This is a genomic window from Pseudomonas fortuita (assembly GCF_026898135.2).
In the GTDB taxonomy this organism is placed as follows: Bacteria; Pseudomonadota; Gammaproteobacteria; order Pseudomonadales; family Pseudomonadaceae; genus Aquipseudomonas; species Aquipseudomonas fortuita.
Genome location: NZ_CP114035.2, coordinates 3269205 through 3292792, shown reverse-complemented (window position 1 = coordinate 3292792; position 23588 = coordinate 3269205). Strand labels below are relative to the sequence as shown.

General features: G+C 61.8%; 19 protein-coding genes. 15 read left to right on the top strand and 4 right to left on the bottom strand.

The window, feature by feature from the left end; translation table 11 throughout:
* Positions 1-12 precede the first annotated feature (12 nt).
* From OZ911_RS15125 to OZ911_RS15115, 3 genes are read left to right on the top strand one after another with little or no spacing between them, the layout of a single operon-like run.
* Positions 13-1128: a hypothetical protein gene (locus OZ911_RS15125; protein WP_023048154.1), complete on the top strand. Its 1116-nt coding sequence runs from the start codon at positions 13-15 to the stop codon at positions 1126-1128.
* 19 nt (positions 1129-1147) lie between these two features.
* Positions 1148-2710 (top strand): GumC family protein, encoded by a 1563-nt coding sequence (locus OZ911_RS15120; protein WP_268968358.1) that lies wholly within the window; start codon positions 1148-1150, stop codon positions 2708-2710.
* Positions 2711-2721: 11 nt separating this feature from the next.
* Positions 2722-3528 carry a CpsD/CapB family tyrosine-protein kinase gene (locus tag OZ911_RS15115; protein WP_016487262.1) on the top strand — a complete coding sequence of 269 codons (807 nt, stop codon included), beginning with the start codon at positions 2722-2724 and terminating at the stop codon, positions 3526-3528.
* Between the two features lie 40 nt (positions 3529-3568).
* Here OZ911_RS15115 and galE read toward each other — a convergent pair whose 3' ends face one another.
* The 3 genes from galE to OZ911_RS15100 all read right to left on the bottom strand — a co-directional run bounded on the left by galE (position 3569) and on the right by OZ911_RS15100 (position 8781).
* Positions 3569-4543, bottom strand: coding sequence for a UDP-glucose 4-epimerase GalE (galE, locus tag OZ911_RS15110; RefSeq protein ID WP_023048153.1), 975 nt, complete (start codon positions 4541-4543; stop codon positions 3569-3571).
* A gap of 105 nt (positions 4544-4648) precedes the next feature.
* Positions 4649-7249 carry a glycoside hydrolase 5 family protein gene (locus tag OZ911_RS15105; protein ID WP_060517864.1) on the bottom strand — a complete coding sequence of 867 codons (2601 nt, stop codon included), beginning with the start codon at positions 7247-7249 and terminating at the stop codon, positions 4649-4651.
* A 5-nt stretch (positions 7250-7254) separates the two neighbouring features.
* A complete protein-coding gene (locus OZ911_RS15100) occupies positions 7255-8781 on the bottom strand; it encodes an O-antigen ligase family protein (RefSeq protein ID WP_016487259.1) in 1527 nt (508 codons plus the stop codon).
* Between the two features lie 95 nt (positions 8782-8876).
* On the opposite strand from OZ911_RS15100, the gene OZ911_RS15095 reads away from it, so the two are divergent.
* From OZ911_RS15095 to OZ911_RS15045, 11 genes are all read left to right on the top strand, one after another.
* A complete protein-coding gene (locus OZ911_RS15095) occupies positions 8877-10253 on the top strand; it encodes an oligosaccharide flippase family protein (RefSeq protein WP_016487258.1) in 1377 nt (458 codons plus the stop codon).
* 236 nt (positions 10254-10489) lie between these two features.
* Positions 10490-11956 carry an FAD-dependent oxidoreductase gene (locus OZ911_RS15090; RefSeq protein WP_023048152.1) on the top strand — a complete coding sequence of 489 codons (1467 nt, stop codon included), beginning with the start codon at positions 10490-10492 and terminating at the stop codon, positions 11954-11956.
* A 104-nt stretch (positions 11957-12060) separates the two neighbouring features.
* Positions 12061-12678: an acyltransferase gene (locus OZ911_RS15085; protein ID WP_016487256.1), complete on the top strand. Its 618-nt coding sequence runs from the start codon at positions 12061-12063 to the stop codon at positions 12676-12678.
* Positions 12671-13627, top strand: a complete 957-nt coding sequence (locus OZ911_RS15080) for a glycosyltransferase family 2 protein (protein ID WP_016487255.1) — start codon at positions 12671-12673, stop codon at positions 13625-13627. The genes OZ911_RS15085 and OZ911_RS15080 overlap by 8 nt, the downstream gene beginning before the upstream one ends.
* An 8-nt stretch (positions 13628-13635) precedes the next feature.
* Positions 13636-14160, top strand: coding sequence for a serine O-acetyltransferase (locus OZ911_RS15075; RefSeq protein WP_023048151.1), 525 nt, complete (start codon positions 13636-13638; stop codon positions 14158-14160).
* Between the two features lie 5 nt (positions 14161-14165).
* Positions 14166-15143 (top strand): glycosyltransferase family 2 protein, encoded by a 978-nt coding sequence (locus OZ911_RS15070; protein WP_016487253.1) that lies wholly within the window; start codon positions 14166-14168, stop codon positions 15141-15143.
* Between the two features lie 9 nt (positions 15144-15152).
* The gene (locus OZ911_RS15065; RefSeq protein WP_031312020.1) at positions 15153-16157 is read left to right on the top strand and encodes a VirK/YbjX family protein; all 1005 of its coding nucleotides are present in this window, start codon (positions 15153-15155) and stop codon (positions 16155-16157) included.
* Between the two features lie 49 nt (positions 16158-16206).
* The gene (locus OZ911_RS15060; protein ID WP_023048149.1) at positions 16207-17409 is read left to right on the top strand and encodes a glycosyltransferase; all 1203 of its coding nucleotides are present in this window, start codon (positions 16207-16209) and stop codon (positions 17407-17409) included.
* Positions 17406-18593, top strand: coding sequence for a glycosyltransferase family 2 protein (locus OZ911_RS15055; RefSeq protein WP_016487250.1), 1188 nt, complete (start codon positions 17406-17408; stop codon positions 18591-18593). The genes OZ911_RS15060 and OZ911_RS15055 overlap by 4 nt, the downstream gene beginning before the upstream one ends.
* Positions 18593-19351: a WecB/TagA/CpsF family glycosyltransferase gene (locus OZ911_RS15050; protein ID WP_023048148.1), complete on the top strand. Its 759-nt coding sequence runs from the start codon at positions 18593-18595 to the stop codon at positions 19349-19351. The genes OZ911_RS15055 and OZ911_RS15050 overlap by 1 nt, the downstream gene beginning before the upstream one ends.
* A gap of 156 nt (positions 19352-19507) precedes the next feature.
* The gene (locus OZ911_RS15045; protein WP_016487248.1) at positions 19508-20929 is read left to right on the top strand and encodes an undecaprenyl-phosphate glucose phosphotransferase; all 1422 of its coding nucleotides are present in this window, start codon (positions 19508-19510) and stop codon (positions 20927-20929) included.
* Between the two features lie 120 nt (positions 20930-21049).
* Here OZ911_RS15045 and OZ911_RS15040 read toward each other — a convergent pair whose 3' ends face one another.
* Positions 21050-21991, bottom strand: coding sequence for a LysR substrate-binding domain-containing protein (locus tag OZ911_RS15040; protein ID WP_016487247.1), 942 nt, complete (start codon positions 21989-21991; stop codon positions 21050-21052).
* Between the two features lie 147 nt (positions 21992-22138).
* On the opposite strand from OZ911_RS15040, the gene OZ911_RS15035 reads away from it, so the two are divergent.
* Positions 22139-23515, top strand: a complete 1377-nt coding sequence (locus tag OZ911_RS15035; RefSeq protein ID WP_016487246.1) for an L-serine ammonia-lyase — start codon at positions 22139-22141, stop codon at positions 23513-23515.
* Positions 23516-23588 lie beyond the last annotated feature (73 nt).

Here is a 23588-nt window from a genome sequence, read left to right as displayed (position 1 = left end):
TAAGAACACTTAATGCCTCTTCTCAGAACAACAAGAATTGCAACGGCAATCATTGTCTTGCCGTTTACGGACGTGGTACTGGCGGCAAATTGGCAGTCTACGGTGGTGGTACCGACATCCGTTGAATATGACAGCAACCCTTTGTTGCTGACATCGGGGGAAAAGGGTGTAACGCGCACGATCATCGCGCCGGATTACACCCTGATCGGTACCTTCGATCAGGATGAACTGAGGTTGGGGCTGGGCATGCATGTGTTGCGCTCGTCCGACACGGATGTGGTAGATGACCGTGAGGACCCCGATATCAGCCTGGGCTGGCAGCGCACCACCGAGCGTGGGCGTTTCGGGCTGGTGGCACGTTACAACGAAAGCTCGACGCTGTCGGGGACGGTGCTGGATACCGGGGTCATCACCACTGACGGTACGCAAAAGCTCTACACCCTGACCGGCAACTGGAGCCAGGCGGTGACCGAGCGTAGCACCCTGAGCAACGAAACCACGTACAACCGTGCCCGTTATGACATCAGCTCGCTGACGGGCTACGACGAACTGGCAAACGTATTCACCTGGACCTACGCCTGGAGCGAACGGGCCGATGTGTATTCCCGTTTCGGTGCCCGCCGCTATGAGCCCGAGCAGGACCTTACCGCGACCGCCTCCAACAGCTACACCCCGGCAGTCGGTATCAAGTACCAGCTTGCCGAAGGCCTGAGTGCCGATGCCCACATTGGCGTCAACCAGGTGTCTGGCGACGGCGGCGGCCGACGCGGGGAGGGTGGGGTGGCATTGCTGTACACCGGCACGCGCGCCGACGCCAGCCTGACCGCCGAGCGCAGCACGGTGGCCAGTGCCGAAGGCGGTTTCGCCGAGCTGGACCAGGTGCGTGGCGTGTGGAGTTATGCCGTTACCGAACTGGCGCGGGTGGGCGCTGACGCGGCCTGGCAAGACAGCAAAGGGCAGAGCCCTAACACACTGCAGACTTACAGCGTTTGGGCCAGCCGCCAGTTTTCACCGTACTGGGACTTGCGCCTGTCGCTCATGTACAAGGAACGGCAACAGGACCGAGCGCCCGATGCAACCGCGACGATCGTTGGTTTGACGTTGACGTACAGGTACCCCGACATCTGAACTTCAGGCAGGTGGCCCAATGAAGTCTGACTACGAACTCTCCATCAGAGATTACATCGCCATTATCAAGGACAGGGCCCTGGTGTTAGGGGTGAGTGCCGTAGTCATACTTGCCGCGACCGTGGCTGTCGCGTTGATGGTGCCGCCGATTTACCAGTCGACCGGCACCATTCTCGTGGAATCGCAACAGATTTCCCCTGAGCTGGTATCGACCAACACCACCAGCTTTGCCGATGAGCGCATCGAGGTGATTCGCCAGCGGGTGATGACGCGCGAGAACCTGCTGCGCATCATCGACAAGTACAACCTGTTCGCCGACAAGCGCTTGAGCGAGTCCGACAAGATCGACCAGATGCGCAATGCCATCGTGGTCGAAACCCTCACCACGTTCGTGCGCGGGCGGGGCGAGGCGACGGTTGCGTTCAATGTGTCCTTCGAACACAAGCAGGCGCAAGTCGCCAAGGAAGTGGCCGACGAACTGGTCACGCTGTTCCTCAACGAAAACCTCAAGCAGCGCACCGAGCGGGCCAACGAAACCACCGAGTTTCTTACCCAGGAGGCTAACAAGCTGGGCGCGGAACTGGCCAGCCTGGAAAACCAGCTGGCCGACTTCAAGCAGGCCCACGCCAATGCCTTGCCAGAGCACCAGACCCTGCGCATGAACATGCTCTCGCGTTCGGAGCTGGAGTTCCGCGAAGTTGACCGTGACTACAAGGCTGCCCAGGAAGAACTGCGCTACCTGGAGCTGGAACTGTCTGCGGCCAATGCTGGCCTTGCTACCAAGGTTACCGAGGGCAGCAAGCCAGCCAGTGCTGACCAGGCTCAGGACCTGCCGAGCCTTAAAGCCGAGTACGCCCGGTTGCTGACCCGCTACAAGGATGCCCACCCGGATGTGGTGGCGATCAAGCGCAAGATCCAGGCGTTGGAAGCCAGTGGTGGGCGTACGGCCACGACGTCCACGGTCAGCCTCGACGTGGCGCGCGTCCGGGCCAAGATGAGCGCGGCCCAGGAACGTATCAGCTCGCTGGCCGATCAGAAGCGCGAGCTGACCCGAAAGATGGAAGGCTACGAGGCCGAGATCCTCGAGGCGCCGCAAGTCGAGCGTGGCTTGGTGACGTTGATGCGTGACCACGATAACGCGCGCAAGAAATACGAAGAAATCCGCGCCAAGGAAATGGGCGCTAAAATTACCGAAAGCCTGGAGCAGGAGAACAAGGCCGAGCGCTTTGTACTGCTGGAGCCACCGCTGATGCCTGAAAAACCGATCAAGCCTAACCGCAAGAAGATCGCGGCGCTGGGCCTGGTGCTGGCACCGGCAGGCGGTGGTGCCTTGGTGATGCTGCTGGAAATGCTCAACCAGCGCGTGCGCGGCGTCGGTGCGCTGGAAAACCTGCTGGGCAAACGGGTACTGGTGGCAGTGTCCTACATCGATACCAGAGCGGACGTGGCCAGGCGCAAACGCTGGCGGAACTGGCTGATCCTGGCGGCACTGGCGTTGGTAGCTATCATGGTAGTGCTGGTGCACGTCTTCTACATGCCACTGGATGTGCTGTTGTTCAAGGTCATATCTCGGTTTGCATAGGGAAAGCAGTGATGGACAGGACCAAGCCGGCTGTTGGCAACAATATTCACCAGGTTACCCCGGGTACCCCTCAGGCTTTATCACCTCCCCCCGGCACGGCTCTGGCGGAGGTGCCTGGGCAGTTCGACTATGTGAATACCAAAGTCGTGCCGCTGCGGGCTGACCACCTTGAGCGCCACCGCATCGTGGCGTACAACAAGAACTCCAACATGAACGGGCCCATCGACCTGCTGCGCACGCAGGTGCTCAGGGCCATGGAGGAGAATGGCTGGCGGACCCTGGCCATCACCTCGCCAACGCCTGAGGCCGGCAAGACCGTGCTGGCGATCAACCTGGCCATGAGTATCGCTCACCACACCACCAAAACTGCCTTGCTGGTGGATTTCGACCTGCGCCGGCCCAAGGTCGGCAGCTGTCTGGGCCTGCCCATGGAGCAGGCGCTGAACGAGTTCCTGACGGACAAGGCCGAGCTGCAGGAGTGCCTGGTCAACCCGACTTTGCCACGCTTCGTGGTGCTGCCGACGCGGGTGCCGGTGCCGATGTCGACCGAGATGCTGTCGTCGCCCAAGGTGAACAACCTGATCAGCGATTTGCGCAACCGCTACGAGTCGCGCATCTGCATTTTCGATTTGCCGCCGTTGCTCAGCTCTGACGATGCGATCACCGTGATACCCAAGTTTGATTGTGTGCTGCTGGTGGTGGCCAACGGGATGAACAACAAGAAGGAAATCGAGGACTGCCTGCATCACCTGGCCACGGTGAACCTGATCGGGACGGTACTGAACAAGGCTGACGAGCAGCCGCGAACCTATTATTAAGGTTCGAAATTTTGGGGCTGCTTTGCAGCCCCCATAGATCTCAGCGCTGATGCAGGCTCCAGGGATACTGCAACTCCCACTGCCACGCATGCCGCACAATCTGCTCCAGCGAAGCAAACTCCGGCCGCCAGCCCAGCACCTGCAGCGCCTTGCTTGCATCCGCCACCAGCCGTGGCGGGTCGCCGGCACGGCGCGGCGCGTCAAGGGCATTGATGTGCCGCCCGGTCACCGCCCGGGCTGTATCGATCACCTGCTGCACCGAAAAGCCCAGGCCATTGCCCAGGTTGAAAGCAGTGCGCTCGCCACCCGCCAGTAAATAGTCCACCGCCAACGCATGCGCCGATGCCAGATCGGCCACATGCACGTAGTCGCGGATACAGGTGCCATCCGGGGTATCGTAATCCCGGCCAAATACCGTTACCGCCTCATGCCGGCCAGAGGCGGCCTGCAGGATCAGCGGGATCAGGTGGGTTTCCGGCTCGTGGCGTTCACCCAGCTGGCCATCCGGGTCGGCACCGGCGGCATTGAAGTAACGCAGGCATACCGACTTCAAGCCATACGCCCGGTCGAAGTCCTCGAGAATCTGCTCGACCATCCATTTGCTCAGCCCGTAGGGGTTGATCGGCCCTTTGACGTGCGCTTCATCAATCGGCACGTACTGCGGGTTGCCGTAAACGGCGGCACTGGAAGAAAACACCAGATGCCTGATACCCGCATTCACCATGGCCTGCAGCAAGGCCAGGGTGGCTGCAACGTTGTTCTGGTAGTACTTGCCGGGTGCGCTGACCGACTCGCCCACCTGGATGAACGAGGCGAAGTGGAACACGGCGTCGAAATGACAAACGCCGAACAGCACGTCCAGGGCCGCTTCGTCGGCGATATCGAGCTTGGCCCACTGGATGCCGGGGCCAGGCCAAACCAGGTCCGCCACCACTACCTCATGGCCGGCACCGAGCAGGTGCTTGACCATGTGCGAGCCAATGTAGCCCGCGCCACCCACTACCAGAAATTTCATCCGCACCTCCTGGAATCTGCTGTTTACAGACGCAGTGAACCGTCCCTGAAACGTGCAGGTGGGATGATCAGCTACAGGTGACCTGAGCGTAGATGGCCCTATGCCCTATTTCAAGAACAGCCAGTTGGACATGTAGTTGCTGTCGAAGGTAATGCTGTAATGCCCATCCTTGTACGCCACCGGCAGTGTCTTCAGCTGCGCCTGTGCATCGCGGGCGAACAGTTTGAGGCCGGCAGGTGCCTTGATGATCACGCTGCCTTCAAGCGGTTCGACGTTGAACGGCGTCTTGTCATCGGCCTTGGGCATGGCACGTGTCCCCAGTGACAGCAGCAGCTCACGCGACTGGCCCAAGGGCTTGCCGTCCAGGCTCTGTACCGCGACGCTGGCGTAAGGCGTTTTTGTCTGTAGCTGAACGGCCCCCAGGCTGATCGAGCGGCCACCCAGCCAGCCGGTGGCGGCCTGGGTCAGTGGCGTATCGATGGTGTAGATGCCTTGTTGCCAGTTGCGCTTGAGCTCGCCGGTGTCGGTGACCGATTCAGTGGCATCGGCGGCCAGTAGCGATTGCCCCGGGTCCTGAAGCACTTGCGCGCCAGAGGGGATGGCGGCAGGTTTCAGCCACGGCAGTTCTGGTGTTGGCGGCAGGGCAATCTGCAGTTGGCCCTTTTCCATGGCTGTGCGCAACAGTACCGAACTGCGCGGGGTGATCTCCTGGTTGTAGAGGGTGGCGGGCGTTGGTGCGAATACGTAGCGGGTAGTTGCCGGCTTGACGTCCGCACGGCGGTAGAGCAGGGCGGCAGCGGGCAGGGTGGCGATCATCGCCGGGTCGTTGTACGCGTGCCAGTTGTCCGCCGTGCGCCAGCCCGGGTTGAACCCTTGCTGGCTGTACGCGTACTGCATCATGGCGTCCCAGCCTTGATGGCTGGCGGTGCCGGCTACATACAGCGGCAAAGAATGGCGGTCGGGCAGCGGGAACGGTTCGGCGTTCCACTCGGTGACGGTTAGCGGTTTGCCGACCACCTGGGCGGCGGCGATCCAGTCGATCATGCCGTCGCTGGTCAACGGGTTCTTCTCCAGCTGGCCAATGGCGCCGTAGCTGTGGGCATCGACGACATCGCCTGCGGTCAGCGCCGGCAGTGCACTCAGGCCATTGCCGCCCCAGGTGCTGGTGGTGGCGATCGGCACTTTCACGCCCAGGCCGCGCAGGTGGGCGATCATGTCGGCGTTGAAGCGCTGCTCCAGGTCGTTCAGGAACAGCTTCGACGGGCCATGCTCCCAGGCGCGCCAGGTAAGGTCGGCGGGAAGGTCATGCTGCCTGGCGAACGCTTTGGCTGCGGCCATGTAGCGTTCGCTGTGGCGCGGTACATCCTTGTTCGGCATCAGTGCGTTACCGTAGTGCTGGGTGAGATCGTTTTCGTTGGTGATCAGCACGGCGGCGATGGCGGGGTCGTCTTTGTAAGCCAGGCCGGTGTATTCATTCACATGGGTCAGGTACTGCTCGGCGAACCGCTTCATCGCTTTCTGGATACTGTCGTTCACGTAGGCGTAACCCTTCAGGTCGACGCGACCTTCCTTCTCGGGCAGCTCACCGAAGTCATCAATGTTGTCGTTGGCGGTAAACGCACGTTGCACGTGCATGTCCAGCCAGATGTAGATGCCTTCGTCCTTGAGTGCCTTGATCCACAGGTCGAGCTTGCGCAGCGACTCGGCGCTAAGTTGCTGGGTATCGCGCACCAGGGTGCCGTCGCCAAATACGTTCGGGCTCACCCACGGCGAATCGTGGTGGTGCAGGCGCACCAGGTTGAAGCCCAATGCCGACAGGCGCTTGGCCTGTTGGCGAATTTCGTCGTCGGGGCTCTTGAACAGCGAGTAGGCAGACAGGTTGGTACCCCAGAAGCGCACCGGGGTGTTGTCTTCAAACATCAACTGTTCGCCGACTGCCTTGACGAAGCCGCGCTTGCCGGCGGGCTTTTCTGCCGCATTGAGGAACGACAGGTCCACTGGCGAGGTGCGCCAGTCCAGCTGGTCATCGGGCCAGGTGGCGGGGTCGGCCAGGCCGAAACGCTCGGTGGGCGTAGGACCCAGTTCGATGTCGCCGGTAACGTTGAGCACCGCCTTGAGCTGCTGGCGGCCGGCGCTTATCGGGTCTTTGTAGAGAAACGCACGCAGCTCGGACGGGTTGCCGCGCTCGAAATAGACCTTGGCCAGTGGCGGATCGAAGCGCATCTCGACACGCCGGCCCTGGTCGGCCTTGCCCCACGACCAGCCGCGGTTGTCGGGCAGCAGTTGCGGGGCGCCCATGTCGCCCGCAATCTGCGCCGGGTCGAACTGGAACACCATGCCGCCGCCCATCACCCCGGCCTGGCGGCTGTGGGCGTTGAGGTCGAATGCCCAGCTCAGGGTTTGTGCCTGTTCCTTGCGGATATCCGCCTTCAGGTCAAAGTCCAGCTCCTTGTTCTTGCCCAACAGTGTGTACTGGTAGGGGCCATTGACCTTGAAGTCGGTGTAAAAGCCGGTCCAGCTCCAGTTGGCTGCCCAGAAGTCGAACTTGGCTTTCATCACCGGGCCGCCGCCGCGTGTCACGGTAGGCAAGCCATTTTGCTCATCGACACTGACCTGCCAGTCTGACCCCCAGCCGGTCAACGGCAGCAGGGCCAGGCCGGAAATGGCCGTAAGGCGCACGAAATGACGCAGGGTGAGCACGTTCATTGACATTACCTGGGTTGTAGGTCGGGTTCGGCCAGTTCCATGACCGGGCTGCTGTTCAGCCGGCGGACCATCTGGATGTAGGCCACGCCCAGCCCTGCGATTGACCAGTACACCACCGGGATGAAGGTGATGCTGCTGACGGTGAAGATGATCACCAGAATGCCGATCAGCGTTGCCAGCAGCACCCGCCCCAGCTGTCGTCGTTCGTCATCCTTGTCGGGAAAACTGAGCATGGCCCTGCGGATGCCCCTCAACACCACGGCAAAGAAGGCGACGAACAGACCGAGCCCGACCAGCCCGACCCGCAGCGCCAGGTTGATGTAGGTGTTGACGATGTCGATGATGCCTTCGCCCTGGATCATCGACTGCATTTCCGGGGTGTTGCGGAAGTCGAACGAGCCGAACAGCGGGTTGCGCTGGATGACGATCCAGGAGTTGTCCATCAGCCGCTCGCGGTAAGTGATGTTCTCTTTTTCGATGTTGCCGATGTAAGGCAGCAGGTCCAGCACCTTGTCGCCGCCCGGCACGACGGTCAGCAAGGGCAGCGCCAGCATGCCAGCCGCGCCGAGCAGCGCCAGGCGCCTGACCGCGCCTTTGCCCATGGCAATGAACACCACCACGATGACCACGACCCCGATCCACGGCCCACGTGACAACGGCGCGAACAGCCCGGCGGCCAGCAGCAGGGCGCCCATGGCCTTGTGCAGCGGGCGTTGCACATAACCCTGCACGAACAGGAACAGGCCGATGGCCACGCTCATCACATAACCCAGGGCAATCGCCTGGCCGGTGGTGACGCTGGCCCGCAGCGCGCCGCCGCGGCTGAGGTAACCGGACATGCTCCATGGCACGCCCATGGCGTCGATCAGGGCGCTGTACAGCAGCCAGTGGCGCACATATTCGGCCACGGCGATCAGCGCCATGACGAAAGCGGTTAGCACGAAGGCCAACAGGGTGTCCTTGAAGTCGCTGATCTGGCGCAGCCCACGGCTGGCCACGTAATACGGCAGGAATACGTCGACGTACAGGTACAGCGCCTGGCGCAGGGTGTCGGTGAGGGTGGTTTCGCGAAGGTACAGCACGCTCATCAACACCAGGCCGGCGGCCAGCAGCCTGTCGGCCCAGGTGCGGCCGAACCGCAACGTGTCAGCTTGCCGCCGCAGTTGCAGCGCGGCCGGCAGCAGCACGCAGAGGGTGAGCAGGCGGATATGGTTCAGGTCAACCAGATAGTTGACCACGCCGAACCCGGGCACCTGCACCGATGCCGGCGGAATCAGGAACAGCAGCATGTAGAACAGCGCCATGGGGTTGTGCTCACGGCGCCCGGCAAGCAACAGGATGACCGCGCCCGCCCCCAGATACAGCCAGAAGCTGTGCGAGACAAAGGCCAGCACCGTCAGCACAAACCAAAGATTGCGCCTGCGCTTGTAATCGCTGAGCGCAATGAGGTCGGTGGCAGGCCGCCGCGCCATCAGGAAGACCACGCTCGCCAAAAACAGGATGACGATCAACGCACGAAAATGTTCAGGCATCGGCTATGTACACCTTTCCCTTGGTGGGCAACGGCTAGCATCGTGGCTAATTGAAACTATAGTGACTTTTAGCCAATCAGTCAGAGATTGAAGTCATGCCGTCGATTGATGTGTCAGCCGCTGCGAGCCTGCGCAACCGGGCCCTGAGGGCCGGGTCGTGGAACCTGGTCTCGCAGGTGGCTTCTCAGGTGATGCGCCTGGGCGGCAATCTGATCATGGCCCGCTTGCTGCTGCCGGAAATGTTCGGGGTGATGGTCATCGCCACCACCGTTTCGGTACTCCTGCATCTGCTTTCCGATGTCGGCCTGCGCCAGAACATCATCCAGAGTCACCGTGGTGACGACCCGGATTTTCTCAACACCGCCTGGACCGTGCAGATCATTCGCGGCTTCCTGTTGTTTGCCCTGACCCTGCTGCTGGCCCTGGGCGCCTGGTTGGCCCAACTGGCGGAACTGTGGCCGGCGGACTCTACCTACGCCGCCCCGGTACTGCCGATGGTGCTGGCGGTAACCGGGCTGTCGGCGGCCATCTGGGGTTTCCAGTCCACCAAGATAGATGTGGCTGTAAGAACTTTCCAACAGAAGCGCGTGGTGCTGGTCGACCTGGCCTCGCAGGTGGCCGGCCTGGTGGTGATGCTGGTGCTGGGCTTGCTGACCCATTCGATCTGGGCCCTGGTGATCTCCGGCCTGGTGTCGGCCGTAGCCTGGACCGTGCTGGGGCATACCGCCCTGGAGGGGCCGAACAATCACCTGCGCTGGGACCGTACGGCGCTGACTGAGTTGATCGTGTTTGGCCGCTGGATCCTGTTGTCGTCGATGGTCGGCGTGCTGGCCATGTACGGCGACCGCATCTGGTTTGGCGCCAGCATGTCGGCGGCGCAACTGGGGGTGTATTCGATTGCCGTGCTGATCCTTGGCGCGGTGCAGACCGCGCTGATGAAAATTGTCGGGGCGGTGGCGCTGCCCGCTTTCAGTGAAGCAGCCCGGGCCGACGACAAGGAACGCCTGACAGCGCTTTATCACCGCTTTCGCCTGCTGGTCGACCTGCTGGTGCTGTTCATCTGTGGTGGTTTCCTGACCGCCAGCCCGCTGCTGATTGGCTGGATGTACGACGATCGCTACCGTGAAGCTGGCCCTATGCTGGCAATTCTTTCGCTGTCGTTCATCGTAATGCGCTATACATTGGCTCATCAGGTGTGGATTGCCCTTGGCCTGACCAAGTACCAGGCCATGGACAACATCATCCGCCTGGTCTCGCTGTGGGGGCTGCTACCGCTATTGCTGGCGATTGGTGGTGTGGAGTGGGCGATCTGGGGGGTTGCCCTGCATGCCGTGCCGACACTGGTGCTGGTCGTGTATGTGAACTGCAAACTGGGTATGTTCAGCCTCAAGCGTGAGCTGGTGGTGCTGCCGATGCTGCTGGTCGGGGCGCTGTGCGGAGCGTTGCTCACGGCCTTTTTCAACTGGCTTTGAAGCAGCGTGCTGGGTGCAACTTTCATGGGTACGGGTCACGGGATCATGGGGAAGCTCACTTTTTGTACTGCGCAGTTGGGCCGTAGAGGCTTTCTCCAGAGTTGTGTCTTGCTCGGTGTGGGTGGCGCGGTGTTTGGCGTCTCGGCGTCCGTTGCAGGCAAACCTGTCGAGCAGCCTGGGTTCGTGGTGATCAACGGTTGGGTATTGCCTTCCCGTTATTTCCGGAACGAGCCAGCATGATCAAGGACTTTCAGCAGCAGAAGGCGCTGCGCGACGACTACGATTTTTGCATCATCGGTGCCGGCCCGGCGGGTATCACGTTGGGCTTGCGCCTGGCCGCCGCCGGCTGGAACGTATTGCTCGCCGAAGGCGGGGGGCGCGAGTATGCGCCGCACTCGCAAGGGTTGTACGCGTGCGCATCTACGGGCCTGGAGCTGTATGCCGAGGAGACCCGCCTGCGTTATCTGGGGGGCACCTCCAACCACTGGGCTGGCCGTTGCCGGCCATTCACCCCGTCGGACTTTACCGTGGGCCCGCCAGGTGACTTGCCGGGTTGGCCTATTCCTTATGCGGAGATCGAGGGCTACCTGCCGGCAGCCATGGACATCGTCGACCTGCCACCCGGCGCGGATTTTCGTGCGATGAACACCGGCCTGGATGGCGGTGACTTCGAGGCGGACCGCTTTCTGCTCAGCACGCCCACACGCTTTGCGCAAAAGTACGCCACGGCACTGGAGCAGACCAAAGGCCTGGACGTTTTCATCAACTGCAACTGCGTAGACCTGGAATTCGACAAAGGCTCTGGCCATCTGACTGCGGTGGTGCTATCCGACTACGAGCGCAATCGTCAGCGCCTGGTGGCCAGAAACTTCATTCTGGCCACCGGTGCCATCGAAAATGCCCGGCAGTTGCTCAACAGCCACACGCTGGTGGCGGCAGGCGTGGTGAACAAGGAAGGGCTGGTCGGCGGGTGTTTCATGGAGCACCTCAACATCGACCTGGGCACGTTCATCCTGAGGTCCGGGCAGGACCCGGAGCCGCGCCAGTACTACACCACCGATGCCTTTGTCGACGAGTACAAGGCCGGTAAAGGCAATGTCACTGCCGCGTTGCTGGCCGATGTGCAGACGTATGGCCGCACTGCCGAGGTCAAGCATTTTCTGGAGAACCTGGCCTGTGACATGGGGGTTGCCGGCAAGATCGCCTTCGTCGCCAAGTTCAGCTGCCCCGGCGACGGCGTGATCAGCACCATGATCGAGCAGTTCCCCAACCTGCACAGTCGCATCTCGCTGCTTGACGAGCAGGACGCACTGGGGGTGGCCAAGGTCAATGTCAACTGGGCGCTGAGCGCCGATGACCGACACACCATCAAGTGCATTGGCAGCGAACTGGCCAAGCAGTTCGCCGACATGGACCTGGGCTTCGTCAAGCTTAACGACTTTGTCTACGACACTTCGATACCACTGAAGATGGCACCGCACGCCCACCACATGGGCACCACACGCATGGCTGCCTCGCCGCAGTTCGGCGTTGTGGATGCCAATTGCAAGGTGTTCGGTACCGAGAATCTTTATGTCGCCGGCAGCAGTATCTTTGCCAAAGGTGGCGCCTCAAACCCGACCATGCCCCTGTTGCAGTTTGCCGTGCGGCTGGCCGACCACCTCGATACCAAGATGAGAGCGGCCAGCGGCGCCGCTGCGTGAAGCAGGTTGTACACGGGTTGAGTGCGCTGCGGTCAGCACCTAGAAGAACGAGACCGGAACGCCTCAGGACACTCCAGATTGTTCAGATCGCGAGGCCAGGCAGTATGAAGGGATGGATACGCAAGGCAGTGGCGCACTATGCCCATGCAACCGGGCGCGGGGGCAAGTTCTACAGGAGGTTCTGCAACCCTTCTGGTCTTGAATGGGGGGCCTATCTCGCCCGATGGGGTAACTTTCACTCAGTTGGCAGCAATTTCTTCGTCAATACAGGCTGTAAATTCCTTGACCCTTCGCTGGTACGTATCGGTAACAGCGTGGGCCTGTCCGACTGTACGTTGATCGGTCATGACGGGGTGGTTTTGCTGATCGAACATCGCTTTGGCAAGCACCTGGATTCGGTCGGTTTCATTGATATCAAGGACAACTGTTTCATCGGCCATGGTGCGATCATCATGCCCCGCGTGACCATCGGCCCGGAATCGATCGTGGCTGCCGGCGCGGTGGTGACCAAGGACGTGCCGCCAGGCACCGTATTTGGTGGCAACCCGGCCCAGTTCATCTGCACCACCGAGCAGCTGATCAAACGGGTCGAGGCGCGTTGCGAAAGCTACCCGTGGATAGAACTGGTAAAACAGCGCAACGGCGCTTACGACCCGGAAGTTGAACCGCTGTTGATGGCGCAAAGGCGGCAATACTTCTTTGGGGACGGCAACAATGGCTAGCAAACCAGTGGATGTCATGGTGGTCAACTTCAATACCGCCGGGCTGCTGCAGCCGATGTTCGATGCGCTGCGCCGGGCCGACAGCGAGCGGCTGGCCAGTTACCTGGTAGTAGACAACGCATCGCGCGATGACTCGGTGCAGCGCATGGCCCAGGTGTGCCCCGAGGCACTGCTGCTGAGCAACAAGCAGAACGTGGGCTTCGGCCGGGCCAATAACCAGTTGCTGGCGCACCTGAAGGGCAAGTACGCCTTGCTGCTCAATACCGATGCCTTCGTTGCCGCCGACTCCCTGCAAAAAACCCTCGACTACATGGACGCCCACCCGGAGTGCGGCGTGCTAGGGGTGCGCCTGGAAGGCCGCGACGGCGATCTGCAGCCCAGTTGTCGCTACTTCCCAACGCCGCTCAACGTGTTTGTCGGGCGTACCGGGCTGGGGCGGTTCTTCCCGGGGCTGAAGATGGTCGATGAAATGACCTGGGACCACGCCTCGGTGCGCGAGTGTGACTGGTTACCGGGTTGCTTCTATCTGGTGCGCCGCGAAGTGCTGGACAAGGTGGGCCTGTTCGACCCGCGTTATTTTCTTTATTACGAAGAGGTGGACCACTGCAAGCGGGTGAAGGCAGCCGGCTGGAAAGTCGTGTTCTACCCGCATACCACCGTGGTGCACATCGGGGGCGAAAGCTCCAAGTCGGTGGCAGAGCTGGAGGCGGCCAGCCGGCAGATCTCGTCCTACCAGATCGAAAGCGAGCTGTTGTATTTCCGCAAGCATCACGGGGTGGCGGGCCTTGCCCTGCACATGGCGCTGGTCACCCTGGGTGACCTGGTGCTGGCACTCAAGGCGCTGTTGAAGCGACGCGGCTGGGGCGCGATTCAGGCCTGCTGGCGTCATTGCCGGGCGACCTGGTCACTGTTGTTCAAGACCCGGTACGCCAGCCAACCGACAAGGTAGGTAAAGCCATGTTCGAGAATATTCGTGCCGACCTGCGCGCCCATGGCGGGGATTGGGGGGCGCAGGGCTTCTGGGTACTGCTGGTGTATCGCTTCGGCCGCTGGCGCTACACCGTGCGCCCGGCACTGCTGCGCAAACTCTTCTCGCTGATCTACAAGGTGCTGTTCAAGTTCGTGCAGATCATCACCGGTATCGAACTGCCCTGCGAAGTGGTGATTGGCCGCAACTTCGTCATCGACCATTTTGGCGGCATCGTCATCAGTGGTTATGCCCGGTTTGGCGATGACTGCCGTATCCGCAACGGCGTGGTAGTGGGCTTGAAGAATGTCGATGAACCGATTGCCCCGGTGTTTGGCAACAACGTCGATATTGGTACCGGGGCCAAGGTGCTGGGCAGCATTCGTATTGGCAACAACGTGATCATCGGCGCCAATGCCGTGGTGCTGGCCGATGTGCCGGACAATTGCCTGGCGGTAGGGGTGCCGGCCACCATCAAGGCCAGGCAGCCAGTTGCCACGGCGCCCGTCGAGTGACGCCCATGGCGGCTGCAATCGGTGTGGTGGTCATCGGCCGCAACGAGGGCCCGCGCCTGGAGCGCTGCCTGCGCTCGCTGGTAAACGGTGCTGGGAAGGTCATGTATGTCGACTCGGGCTCCACCGACAGTTCGCTGCAGCTGGCCCGCAGCCTGGGTGTGGAGGTATTGGCGCTGGACATGGCCATCCCGTTCACCGCCGCCCGCGCGCGCAATGAAGGTTTCAGCGCCTTGCAGCGGCTGCTGCCGTCGATGCAACTGGTGCAGTTTGTTGATGGCGATTGCGAGGTGGATGCCCACTGGCTGGCCACGGCGCAGCTGTTTCTCGACCAGCATCCCGAGGTGGCGGTGGTGTGCGGTCGCCGGCGGGAGCGCTTCCCGGAACGCTCGGTGTACAACCTGCTGTGCGACCTCGAGTGGGACACCCCCATCGGTGAGGCCAAGGCGTGCGGTGGTGATGCGCTGATGCGGGCAGACGCGTTTGCTGCTGTCGGGGGCTTTCGCGCCGAGCTGATCGCCGGTGAGGAGCCTGAGCTGTGCGTGCGTTTGCGGGCCAAGGGCTGGAAAGTCTGGCGCCTGGCCGCCGAGATGACCTTGCACGACGCCGCCATGACCCGTTTCAGCCAGTGGTGGCGGCGCAGCCTGCGTGCTGGCCATGCCTATGCCGAAGGGGCCTACCTGCATGGTCAGCCGCCCGAGCAACACTGGTTGCGCGAGTCGCGGCGGGCCTGGTTATGGGGCCTGGGCGTACCCTTGGTAATCGTGCTGGCCTGCCTGCTGCTGGGTGGCTGGGGCCTGCTTTTGCTGTTGATCTACCCGCTGCAGGCCGTGCGCCTGGCGCGCCGTGGTAGTAAGTCGGCGCGCGAAAACTGGCTCCAGGCAGTGTTCCTGGTGCTGGGCAAGTTCCCGGAAATGCTCGGACAGGTGAAGTTCTTGCGCCACCGCTTCGCGGCCGGCAAATCGGCTTTGATCGAGTACAAGTGAGAGATGACCATGATGCTCGGCACCCTCGTGAAAAGCGTGTTTACCTTGCAACCGGGCTACTCGTTGCGGGCGTTGAACAACAAGTACAAGTTGATGCTGCAGATTGCCAGGCAATGGCCTGAGCTGCATGGCTTCATGCAGCGCATGACGGCGGCGTTGGGTGAGCAAGGTGTACAGCGCTTGGGCGTGGACTGCATCGGTGTGGTGCAGTGGCCTTACCTCAGCAAATCCTGGGAAGCCCCGCAGCGCCTGGCGGTGATCGCTTCGCACTTTGAAGTAATGGCCGGTCAGTTTCCGACGCTGTTACTGCTGGGGCGGGACGAAAGCCTGACGCTGTGCGAGCTGTCCAGCCATTCGCCAGGCTGCAGCCTGGTGCTGGACCGGCCGATCTGGTTCAAGCGAGAAGGCGAGTTGGTGCTGAACCTGTTTCAGGGCGACCTGCGGGTGGCTTCACTGGCGTTCACCCTGAGCCGCAGCCACGGTGAGCTGTACCTGTTCATCGGGGCCGTGCAGGGCATCCACAAGGGCATCGACAGTGAAACCTCGCTGACCATCTATCGTGACCTGACCAAGGACTTCGAGGGCCTGCGCCCGCGCAGCCTGGTGCTCGAAGCGCTGAAGTGCCTGGCCCGGGCGTTGGGTGTCGCGCACCTGTATGCGGTCAGCGATGCCTGCCGGCACCACCGGCACGCTTATTTTGGCAGCGACAAAGGCCAGGACCTTGCGGCCAACTATGACGTCATCTGGCAGGAACACGGCGCCAGCGCCTCGAACCAGGCGGACTTCTTCACCGTACCGCTGGCCCCGGCGCAGCGGGCAGAAAGCGACATTCCAGCAAAGAAGCGGGCGATGTACCGCCGCCGTCAGGCGATGCTCGACGATGTTTTCTCACGCTTGCAGGCAGCATTGCCGAGCAGCAGTCACAACCTTGGACTACAAGGAAAACAGGGGGATGCATTTGCTGTGAGTGCATCGGCAGTGGACAAACCGCCCGTAGTCGACAGCCTGAAGTGAGGGTTGGCAGGGAAGGTAGGTCATCAAGCGGGTTTGGATCTGGATTCGTATGCGCATCGCTTACTTCATCAATCAGTACCCGAAGGTCAGCCACAGTTTCATCCGCCGCGAGATACTGGCGCTGGAGCGCCAGGGCGTAGAGGTACGACGCTTTGCCTTGCGGGGGTGGGATGCCGAGTTGCAGGATGCCGAGGACACGGCCGAGCGGGCCAGGACCCGTTATGTATTGCAAGGCGGCATAAAAGGGTTGCTGACGCCTGCGTTGCAGGTGCTGCGCGCGCAACCGCGGCGCTTTTTCCAGGCCTTGAGGCTGGCCATGCGCCTTGGCCGGCGTGCTGACCGCCCGTGGCCGTACCACCTGGTGTACCTGGCTGAGGCCTGCCAGCTGTTGCAGTGGCTGCAGGCCGATGAGGCCAGGCACGTGCATGCCCATTTTGGCACCAACTCTACCGAGGTGGTCATGCTGGCCCACCTGCTGGGCGGTCCCGTCTACAGCTTTACCGTGCACGGGCCGGAGGAGTTCGACAAGCCGCAGTTCTTGCACATGGGCGAGAAGGTGCGGCGTGCTGCTTTTGTGGCAGCGGTAAGTTCCTACGGGCGCAGCCAGCTGTTTCGCTGGGTGGCGCACGAGCACTGGGCCAAAGTGAAAGTGGTGCATTGTGGCCTGGAGCGAGGTTTCCATGAGGTGGCGCCGGTCAACGTGCCGGCGGTGCCGCAGCTGGTGTGCGTCGGCCGGCTCTGTGAACAGAAAGGCCAGCTGTTGCTGCTTGAGGCGGCGCGTCAGCTTGCGCAGCAGTCGATTGCCTTCGAACTGGTCCTGGCGGGTGACGGCGAGATGCGCGAGCAAATCGAGGCTCTGATTACCCGTCATGGCTTGCAGCAGCACGTGCGCATCACCGGCTGGATCAGCAGCGCACAGGTGCGCGAGGAAATTCTTGCCGCACGTGCGCTGGTATTGCCCAGCTTCGCCGAGGGCCTGCCGGTGGTGATCATGGAGGCCATGGCCTTGCGCCGACCCGTATTGACCACCTATGTAGCGGGTATCCCGGAGCTGGTGCGCCCCGGCGAAAACGGCTGGCTGTTCCCCGCTGGCGCCGTGGAGGAACTGGCCCAGGCCATGGCCGAGTGCCTTGCGCAACCCGCCGAAGCGCTGCAGCGCATGGGCGAGGCGGCTTACCAGCGCGTGCTGCAACGGCATGATATCGACACCGAGGCGGCCAAGCTGGCCGGCTATTTCAAGGCATCCGCATGATGAGTGTATTGAGTTGGTTACTGGGCCTGCTGGCGGTGATCGCCTTTGTGCCTGTGTCTGTGTTTTTCTTGCAGATGCTGCTGGCTTGCCTGCCGCCGCGCACGCGGCCCTTGGGCGTCAGCGTGCGTCCGCGGGTGGCAGTGTTGGTACCGGCCCATGATGAGGCTGCGATCATTCGTGCAACGCTGGCGAGCGTAACCCCGCAGTTGCTGCCAGGCGACCGCTTGCTGGTGGTGGCCGACAACTGCACGGACGACACGGCGCGGCTGGCCCGTGAGGCCGGCGCCGAGGTGGTGGAGCGCTTTGATACGTTGCTACGTGGCAAAGGCTACGCGCTGGACTTCGGCGTACGCCACCTGGCCGAACAGCCGCCCGAGGTGGTAATTGTGGTGGACGCCGACTGCCAGGTAGGCGAGGGGGCGATTGACTGCCTGGCGCGTCGTTATCACCAGGCCCAACGCCCGGTGCAGGCGCTTTACCTGATGCGCGCACCCGCCGGTAGCGGGCTGAAGGTACAGGTGGCCGAGTTTGCCTGGCGGGTCAAGAACCTGGTACGGCCGCGTGGCTGGGCCCGGCTGGGGCTACCGTGCCAATTGATGGGGGCAGGCATGGCATTCGGTTGGCACGACCTGGCCCTCATCAACCTGGCCAATGGGCACTTGGTGGAGGATGTAAAGCTGGGCCTGGACCTGTGCCAGCAGGGCAAGCCGCCGGTGTTCTGCCCCGAGGCGTTGGTCACCAGCCAGTTCCCTGCAAGCCAGCAAGGCATGAACAGCCAGCGCACCCGCTGGGAGCATGGCCACCTGGGCTTGATGCTGGCGGATGCGCCCAAGCGTGCGCTGGCCGCCATCCGCCAGCGCAACGGTAGCCTGCTGGCCATGACCCTGGACCTGCTGGTGCCACCGCTGGCGCTACTGGTGCTGGCGTTGCTGGGGCTCAACCTGGTGACCTGGCTGGCCTACCTGCTGTCAGGCCATGCGGCGCCTGCGTGGATCGCACTGGCTGCGCTGGTCATGCTCGGCCTTGCCGTTGTGCTGGCGTGGGCACGCTTCTGCCGTGAGCTGATCCCGTTTTCCGTGCTGCTGTACGCGCCTTTTTACGCCGCAAGGAAAATCCCCCTGTACCTGGGGTTCCTGATCAAGCGCCAGGTCGAATGGGTGCGCTCCAAACGGGATGATGACTGATGGCTCAGTGGCAATGGCAGAAACGCTGGCGGGGTATTATCGACACGCTGGAGGTGGTGCCTGACAGCGCCGCAGCGCAACGCCTGCTCGACAGGCTTGCCACCCCGGACTCTGCAACCGTACTGGGCTTCGTCAATGCCCACGCAATGAACCTGGTGGTGCGCGACGGCGCGTATTGCCAGGCGTTGTCGGCGGCCGATGTGCTGTTGCGCGACGGCTCTGGCATGGCGATCCTTTATCGCCGGTTGGGCCTGGAGCCTGGGCTCAACATGAATGGCACCGACTTCATTCCCAGCCTCATGGAGGCATACCGCGGACGACGGGTAGCATTCTGGGGCACGCAGCAACCGTACCTGAACCAGGCTGTGCAACGCAGCGAAGCGTTGTTTGGCGTGGTGCCGGTATCGGTCCACGATGGCTTTGCCAGCATCGACACCTACCTGCAACTGGTCCGTGAGCGCCAACCGGAGCTCATCGTGCTGGGGATGGGCATGCCCAAGCAGGAAGCGGTGGCGGCCAGGTTGGCAGCTGTCGGCGGGCCATGCCTGATTGTGTGCGGCGGGGCGATTCTGGATTTCCTGGGTGGCAAGGTCAGCCGGGCACCGCAGTGGCTGCGGCATTTGGGGGGCGAGTGGGCCTACCGGCTGTTACGCGAGCCGAAGCGCCTGTTCATGCGTTATGTGGTGGGTAACCCATTGTTCTTGCTGCGCACCCTGCTGTGCCGCAAGACAGCCGATTCGGCCAGTGGAACCCTATGAATCGGCCAAAATCCGCGCTGATGGCGGGTGGCTGCTACAGTGAGATCAGTGGCTTGGGGGCTGCACGATCCTGCTTCACTGGCGTTGAATAAGCTGTTTTCAAGGCTTGATGTTTGATGGACGGCACTTGCTACGCTCAAATAGATGAGGTCTGAAATGGTTTTCGAACCCAGAAGCAGTCGTTCCTTACTCCAGAGAAGAAGCAGCGTCAGTAACGCCATTCAGGCGGGGCTTGATGGTATTGCAGTCACCGGTATTGCCTGGTACCTCATCTATGACCAGTTTGGTTACATTACCTCCGATTATGTAATCATGCTGCTGTTGCTGATTGGCGCACTGGCGGTCATCTACGACCATTATGCAATCTACCGTACCAACGTTGGCCTTTCGATCAAGGCGTTCCGCCTGTTCAAGGCGTGGTCGGCGACGTTCTGTTTTCTTGTGGTCATGGCGTTTTTGACCAAACAGAGTGAAACCTACTCCCGGTTGTTGGTCGTGCAGTTGTTTATCATTGGTTATATTGCCCAGTTGTTCTTGCATTTTGCGGTTCGTGAACTGCAAAAACGCTTTACCGCGCATGCGCGCCTGGACAACGCCCTGATTATCGGCAACGGCGATCTGGCCAATTTTCTTTACCAGAAGATCAGCAACAACCCCTGGTTTGGCGAACGGGTGCTGGGGTGTGTGCTGACTGACAAAGCCGGCGAACAGGGGCAGGAAAGTGCCGAGGGCAAGCAACGCCTGCCCGTGCTTGGGCACATTGCAGAGCTGGATGAAATCGTTGCCCGGCATGGCATTCGCACCGTCTACCTGGTGACCCCGCTGGGGGGCTCAGAGGTCATCAACGATGTGTACTTCAAGTTGCTCGACAAATGCATCGCTGTGAACTGGGTACCGGATATATTTTCGTTGCGCCTTATCAATCACAGCGTGCGGGAAATCGCCGGCATTCCTGTGCTGACCCTTTCTGAAACGCCGTTGACGGGCATGAGCCTGTTCTTGAAAAATATCGAGGACCGCGTGTTGGCGGCATTGATACTGTTGTGTGCATCGCCTGTATTGCTGGGCGTTGCGCTGGCCATCAAACTCACCAGTCGCGGGCCGGTGTTCTTCCGCCAGGAACGCACGGGCTGGACGGGCGAGTCGTTCCGTATCTGGAAGTTCAGAAGCATGCACGTTCACCAGCCGGACAATGGCGTGGTTAAACAGGCGCAGAAGAATGACCCGCGGCTGACTAAAATTGGCGCCTTCATCCGCCGTACCAGCCTTGATGAACTGCCACAGTTGTTCAACGTGCTGACCGGGGAAATGTCGCTGGTTGGGCCACGGCCACATGCGTTGCAACATGACACGTTGTATTCCCAGGACATCGTCGATTACTTTGCCCGCCACAACATCAAGCCGGGCATGACCGGCCTGGCGCAAGTGCGCGGTTTCAGGGGGGAGACCAAGGACATTGAGCAGATGATCCAGCGGGTGGACTCGGACATCGAGTACATCAACAACTGGTCGCTGTGGCTGGATTTTGTGATTCTGGTACGCACGTTGAATGCGTTTACCGGTAAGCAGGCATATTAATTAAAGTGCAATCCCGGCAGCAGTGTTGTGGGCGCGGGCTTGTCCCGCCAATAGCAGGCACGCGGTGCATGGCACCGGCTTGGCCGGTGTTCGCGGGGCAAGCCCGCTCCCACAGAGCCTCTATTCCTTGTTCAGCGGATGCAACTCCCTGAACCCTCGCGCCTCTTCCACCAGCCAGTCATGCACCGCCCGCGCGCCCGGCTGGTTCAACCCGCCTGGCGGGTAATGCACCACGTAGCGTTTGTGGTTGGCGATCGGCACGCCAAACGGCACGATCAGCGCGCCGCGCTCCAGTTCGTCATTGAGCAGTGTGCGCCGGGCGATCGCTACACCAATACCGGCAATTGCCGCCTCGATGGTGAGGTGGTTGCGGTTGAAGGTATGTCCACGCCGCACATCCAGGCCGGCGGCGCCAATCCCGTCCAGGTAGAACTCCCACTCCGCATACTCCGAGCTGCCCCGCCAGGCGGTAATGTCGTGCAGCAGCGGGTAGTGCACCAGGTCCGCCGGCCCATGCAGGGGGGGGCGCCCGCGCAGCAGGGTGGGTGAGCACACCGGGAAAATCTGTTCGTCCAGCAGCGGTGTCGAGAGCATCCCCGGGTAGCTGCCATCATTCAGGTCGATAGCCAGGTCGAAATCGCCTGGTGTCAATGCCTGGGCGCTGTCTTCGGCCACCAGGCGCAGCTCGATGTCCGGATACCGCTGCTGAAAGCGTGGCAGGCGCGGGGTAAGCCATTTGGCCAGAAATGACGGAATCGAGCGCACGCGCAAGGTGCCGCGTATTTCACCGGCGTCCAGGCGCAGCAGTTCAGCCTCGATACTGCCGTAAGCCTCGGCCACCGTCTGGGCCAGGCGTTGCCCTTCGGCACTCAGTTCCACGCCGCGCGCGCGGCGCAGAAACAGCCGGTAACCCAGGCGTTCTTCCAGCTGGCGCATCTGCTGGCTGACCGCGCCAGGGGTGATGTGCAGCTCTTCGGCGCAGCGGGTAAAGGACAGGTGCCGGGCTGCACAGGCGAATACATGCAGCCAGACAAACACCTGGCCATTGAGTTGTCGTCGCATCGTTTAGCACCACTAAAGGCTTGCTTAGAAAGATTCGTTGGTCATCCGTGAGCCAGCGCGTCAGTATCGCGCAAAATCGCAATACCGCTCAATTTCATTCACTAAACCGTGCTGTGGATTCAAATCAGGGTACGGTCAGGCATTAGCATGGCTATCAGTGTTTTCGACCTTTTCAAAATCGGCATCGGGCCGTCCAGTTCCCACACCGTCGGCCCGATGCGGGCAGCGGCGACGTTTGCCCAGGCCCTGCGTGAGCAGGGGCTGCTGGCACAGGTGTCGCGCGTCGAAGTGCGGTTGTATGGCTCGCTGTCGGCCACCGGGGTTGGCCACGCTACCGATCGCGCCTGCCTGCTTGGCCTGATGGGCCAGTGGCCGGACCGCATAGACCCGGCCACCATCGAGTCGCGCGTTGGTCAGGTGCTGCAGGAGCATTGCCTGATGTTGGATGGCAGCCACCCGGTGGCTTTCGAGTATGGCCGCGACCTGCTGCTGCTCGACGAGAGCCTGCCTTACCACCCCAATGCCATGAGCCTGGAAGCACTGGACGGGGAGAGCAGCCTGCTGCTGCAGACCTACTATTCGGTAGGTGGCGGCTTCATTGTTGAACAGGGCGAACTGGATGCCCCGGCAGGCGAAACCCATACTGTTGTGCTGCCTTATGAGTTCGACAGTGCTGCCCAGTTGCTGGCCTTGTGCAAAGCCCACGGCTTGAGCGTGGCGCAGCTGATGATGGCCAACGAATGTGCCTGGCGCCCGGAGGCGCAAGTACGTGAAGGCCTGCTGCGCATCTGGGCGGCGATGCAAGAGTGCGTTGACAACGGGCTGCGCAACGAAGGCATCCTGCCTGGCGGGCTGCACGTCAAGCGCCGCGCCGCGCGGCTGCACCGCAGCCTGCAGGAACTGGGCAAGCCCAACGTGATTGGTTCGACGCTCAGCGCCATGGAATGGGTCAACCTGTTCGCCCTGGCGGTGAATGAGGAGAATGCCGCCGGCGGGCGCATGGTCACCGCGCCCACCAACGGCGCGGCCGGTATCATCCCGGCGGTGTTGCACTATTACATGAAATTCAACCCGGTCGCCTGCGATGCGGATGTAGTGGACTTCCTGCTGGCGGCAGCGGCCGTGGGCATACTGTGCAAGAAAAACGCGTCGATTTCCGGTGCCGAGGTCGGCTGCCAGGGTGAGGTGGGCTCGGCGTGTTCGATGGCCGCTGCCGGCCTTGCACAGGTGTTGAGTGCCACGCCGCCGCAGCTGGAAAACGCGGCCGAGATTGCCCTGGAACACAACCTGGGGCTCACGTGCGACCCGGTTGGCGGCCTGGTGCAGGTGCCGTGCATCGAGCGCAATGCGATTGCTGCGGTGAAGGCGATCAACGCGGTGCAGATGGCGTTGCGCGGCGATGGCGAGCACTTTATTTCGCTCGACCGGGTCATCCGCACCATGCGTGATACCGGGGCGGACATGCATGCCAACTACAAGGAGACCTCGCGCGGCGGCCTGGCAGTCGCCTTTGTCGAGTGCTAGGAAAACTCACCGGCCGATGCAGTCTTATGTGGGAGCGGCCTTGCGTCGCGAAAGGGCCGCAAAGCGGCCCCAG

Bases quoted from the DNA above. Each gene is read 5' to 3' on its own strand.
- OZ911_RS15125 (WP_023048154.1), top strand. From the start codon at position 13: ATGCCTCTTCTCAGAACAACAAGAATTGCAACGGCAATCATTGTCTTG.
- OZ911_RS15120 (WP_268968358.1), top strand. From the start codon at position 1,148: ATGAAGTCTGACTACGAACTCTCCATCAGAGATTACATCGCCATTATC.
- OZ911_RS15115 (WP_016487262.1), top strand. From the start codon at position 2,722: ATGGACAGGACCAAGCCGGCTGTTGGCAACAATATTCACCAGGTTACC.
- galE (WP_023048153.1), bottom strand. From the start codon at position 4,543: ATGAAATTTCTGGTAGTGGGTGGCGCGGGCTACATTGGCTCGCACATG.
- OZ911_RS15105 (WP_060517864.1), bottom strand. From the start codon at position 7,249: ATGAACGTGCTCACCCTGCGTCATTTCGTGCGCCTTACGGCCATTTCC.
- OZ911_RS15100 (WP_016487259.1), bottom strand. From the start codon at position 8,781: ATGCCTGAACATTTTCGTGCGTTGATCGTCATCCTGTTTTTGGCGAGC.
- OZ911_RS15095 (WP_016487258.1), top strand. From the start codon at position 8,877: ATGCCGTCGATTGATGTGTCAGCCGCTGCGAGCCTGCGCAACCGGGCC.
- OZ911_RS15090 (WP_023048152.1), top strand. From the start codon at position 10,490: ATGATCAAGGACTTTCAGCAGCAGAAGGCGCTGCGCGACGACTACGAT.
- OZ911_RS15085 (WP_016487256.1), top strand. From the start codon at position 12,061: ATGAAGGGATGGATACGCAAGGCAGTGGCGCACTATGCCCATGCAACC.
- OZ911_RS15080 (WP_016487255.1), top strand. From the start codon at position 12,671: ATGGCTAGCAAACCAGTGGATGTCATGGTGGTCAACTTCAATACCGCC.
- OZ911_RS15075 (WP_023048151.1), top strand. From the start codon at position 13,636: ATGTTCGAGAATATTCGTGCCGACCTGCGCGCCCATGGCGGGGATTGG.
- OZ911_RS15070 (WP_016487253.1), top strand. From the start codon at position 14,166: ATGGCGGCTGCAATCGGTGTGGTGGTCATCGGCCGCAACGAGGGCCCG.
- OZ911_RS15065 (WP_031312020.1), top strand. From the start codon at position 15,153: ATGATGCTCGGCACCCTCGTGAAAAGCGTGTTTACCTTGCAACCGGGC.
- OZ911_RS15060 (WP_023048149.1), top strand. From the start codon at position 16,207: ATGCGCATCGCTTACTTCATCAATCAGTACCCGAAGGTCAGCCACAGT.
- OZ911_RS15055 (WP_016487250.1), top strand. From the start codon at position 17,406: ATGATGAGTGTATTGAGTTGGTTACTGGGCCTGCTGGCGGTGATCGCC.
- OZ911_RS15050 (WP_023048148.1), top strand. From the start codon at position 18,593: ATGGCTCAGTGGCAATGGCAGAAACGCTGGCGGGGTATTATCGACACG.
- OZ911_RS15045 (WP_016487248.1), top strand. From the start codon at position 19,508: ATGGTTTTCGAACCCAGAAGCAGTCGTTCCTTACTCCAGAGAAGAAGC.
- OZ911_RS15040 (WP_016487247.1), bottom strand. From the start codon at position 21,991: ATGCGACGACAACTCAATGGCCAGGTGTTTGTCTGGCTGCATGTATTC.
- OZ911_RS15035 (WP_016487246.1), top strand. From the start codon at position 22,139: ATGGCTATCAGTGTTTTCGACCTTTTCAAAATCGGCATCGGGCCGTCC.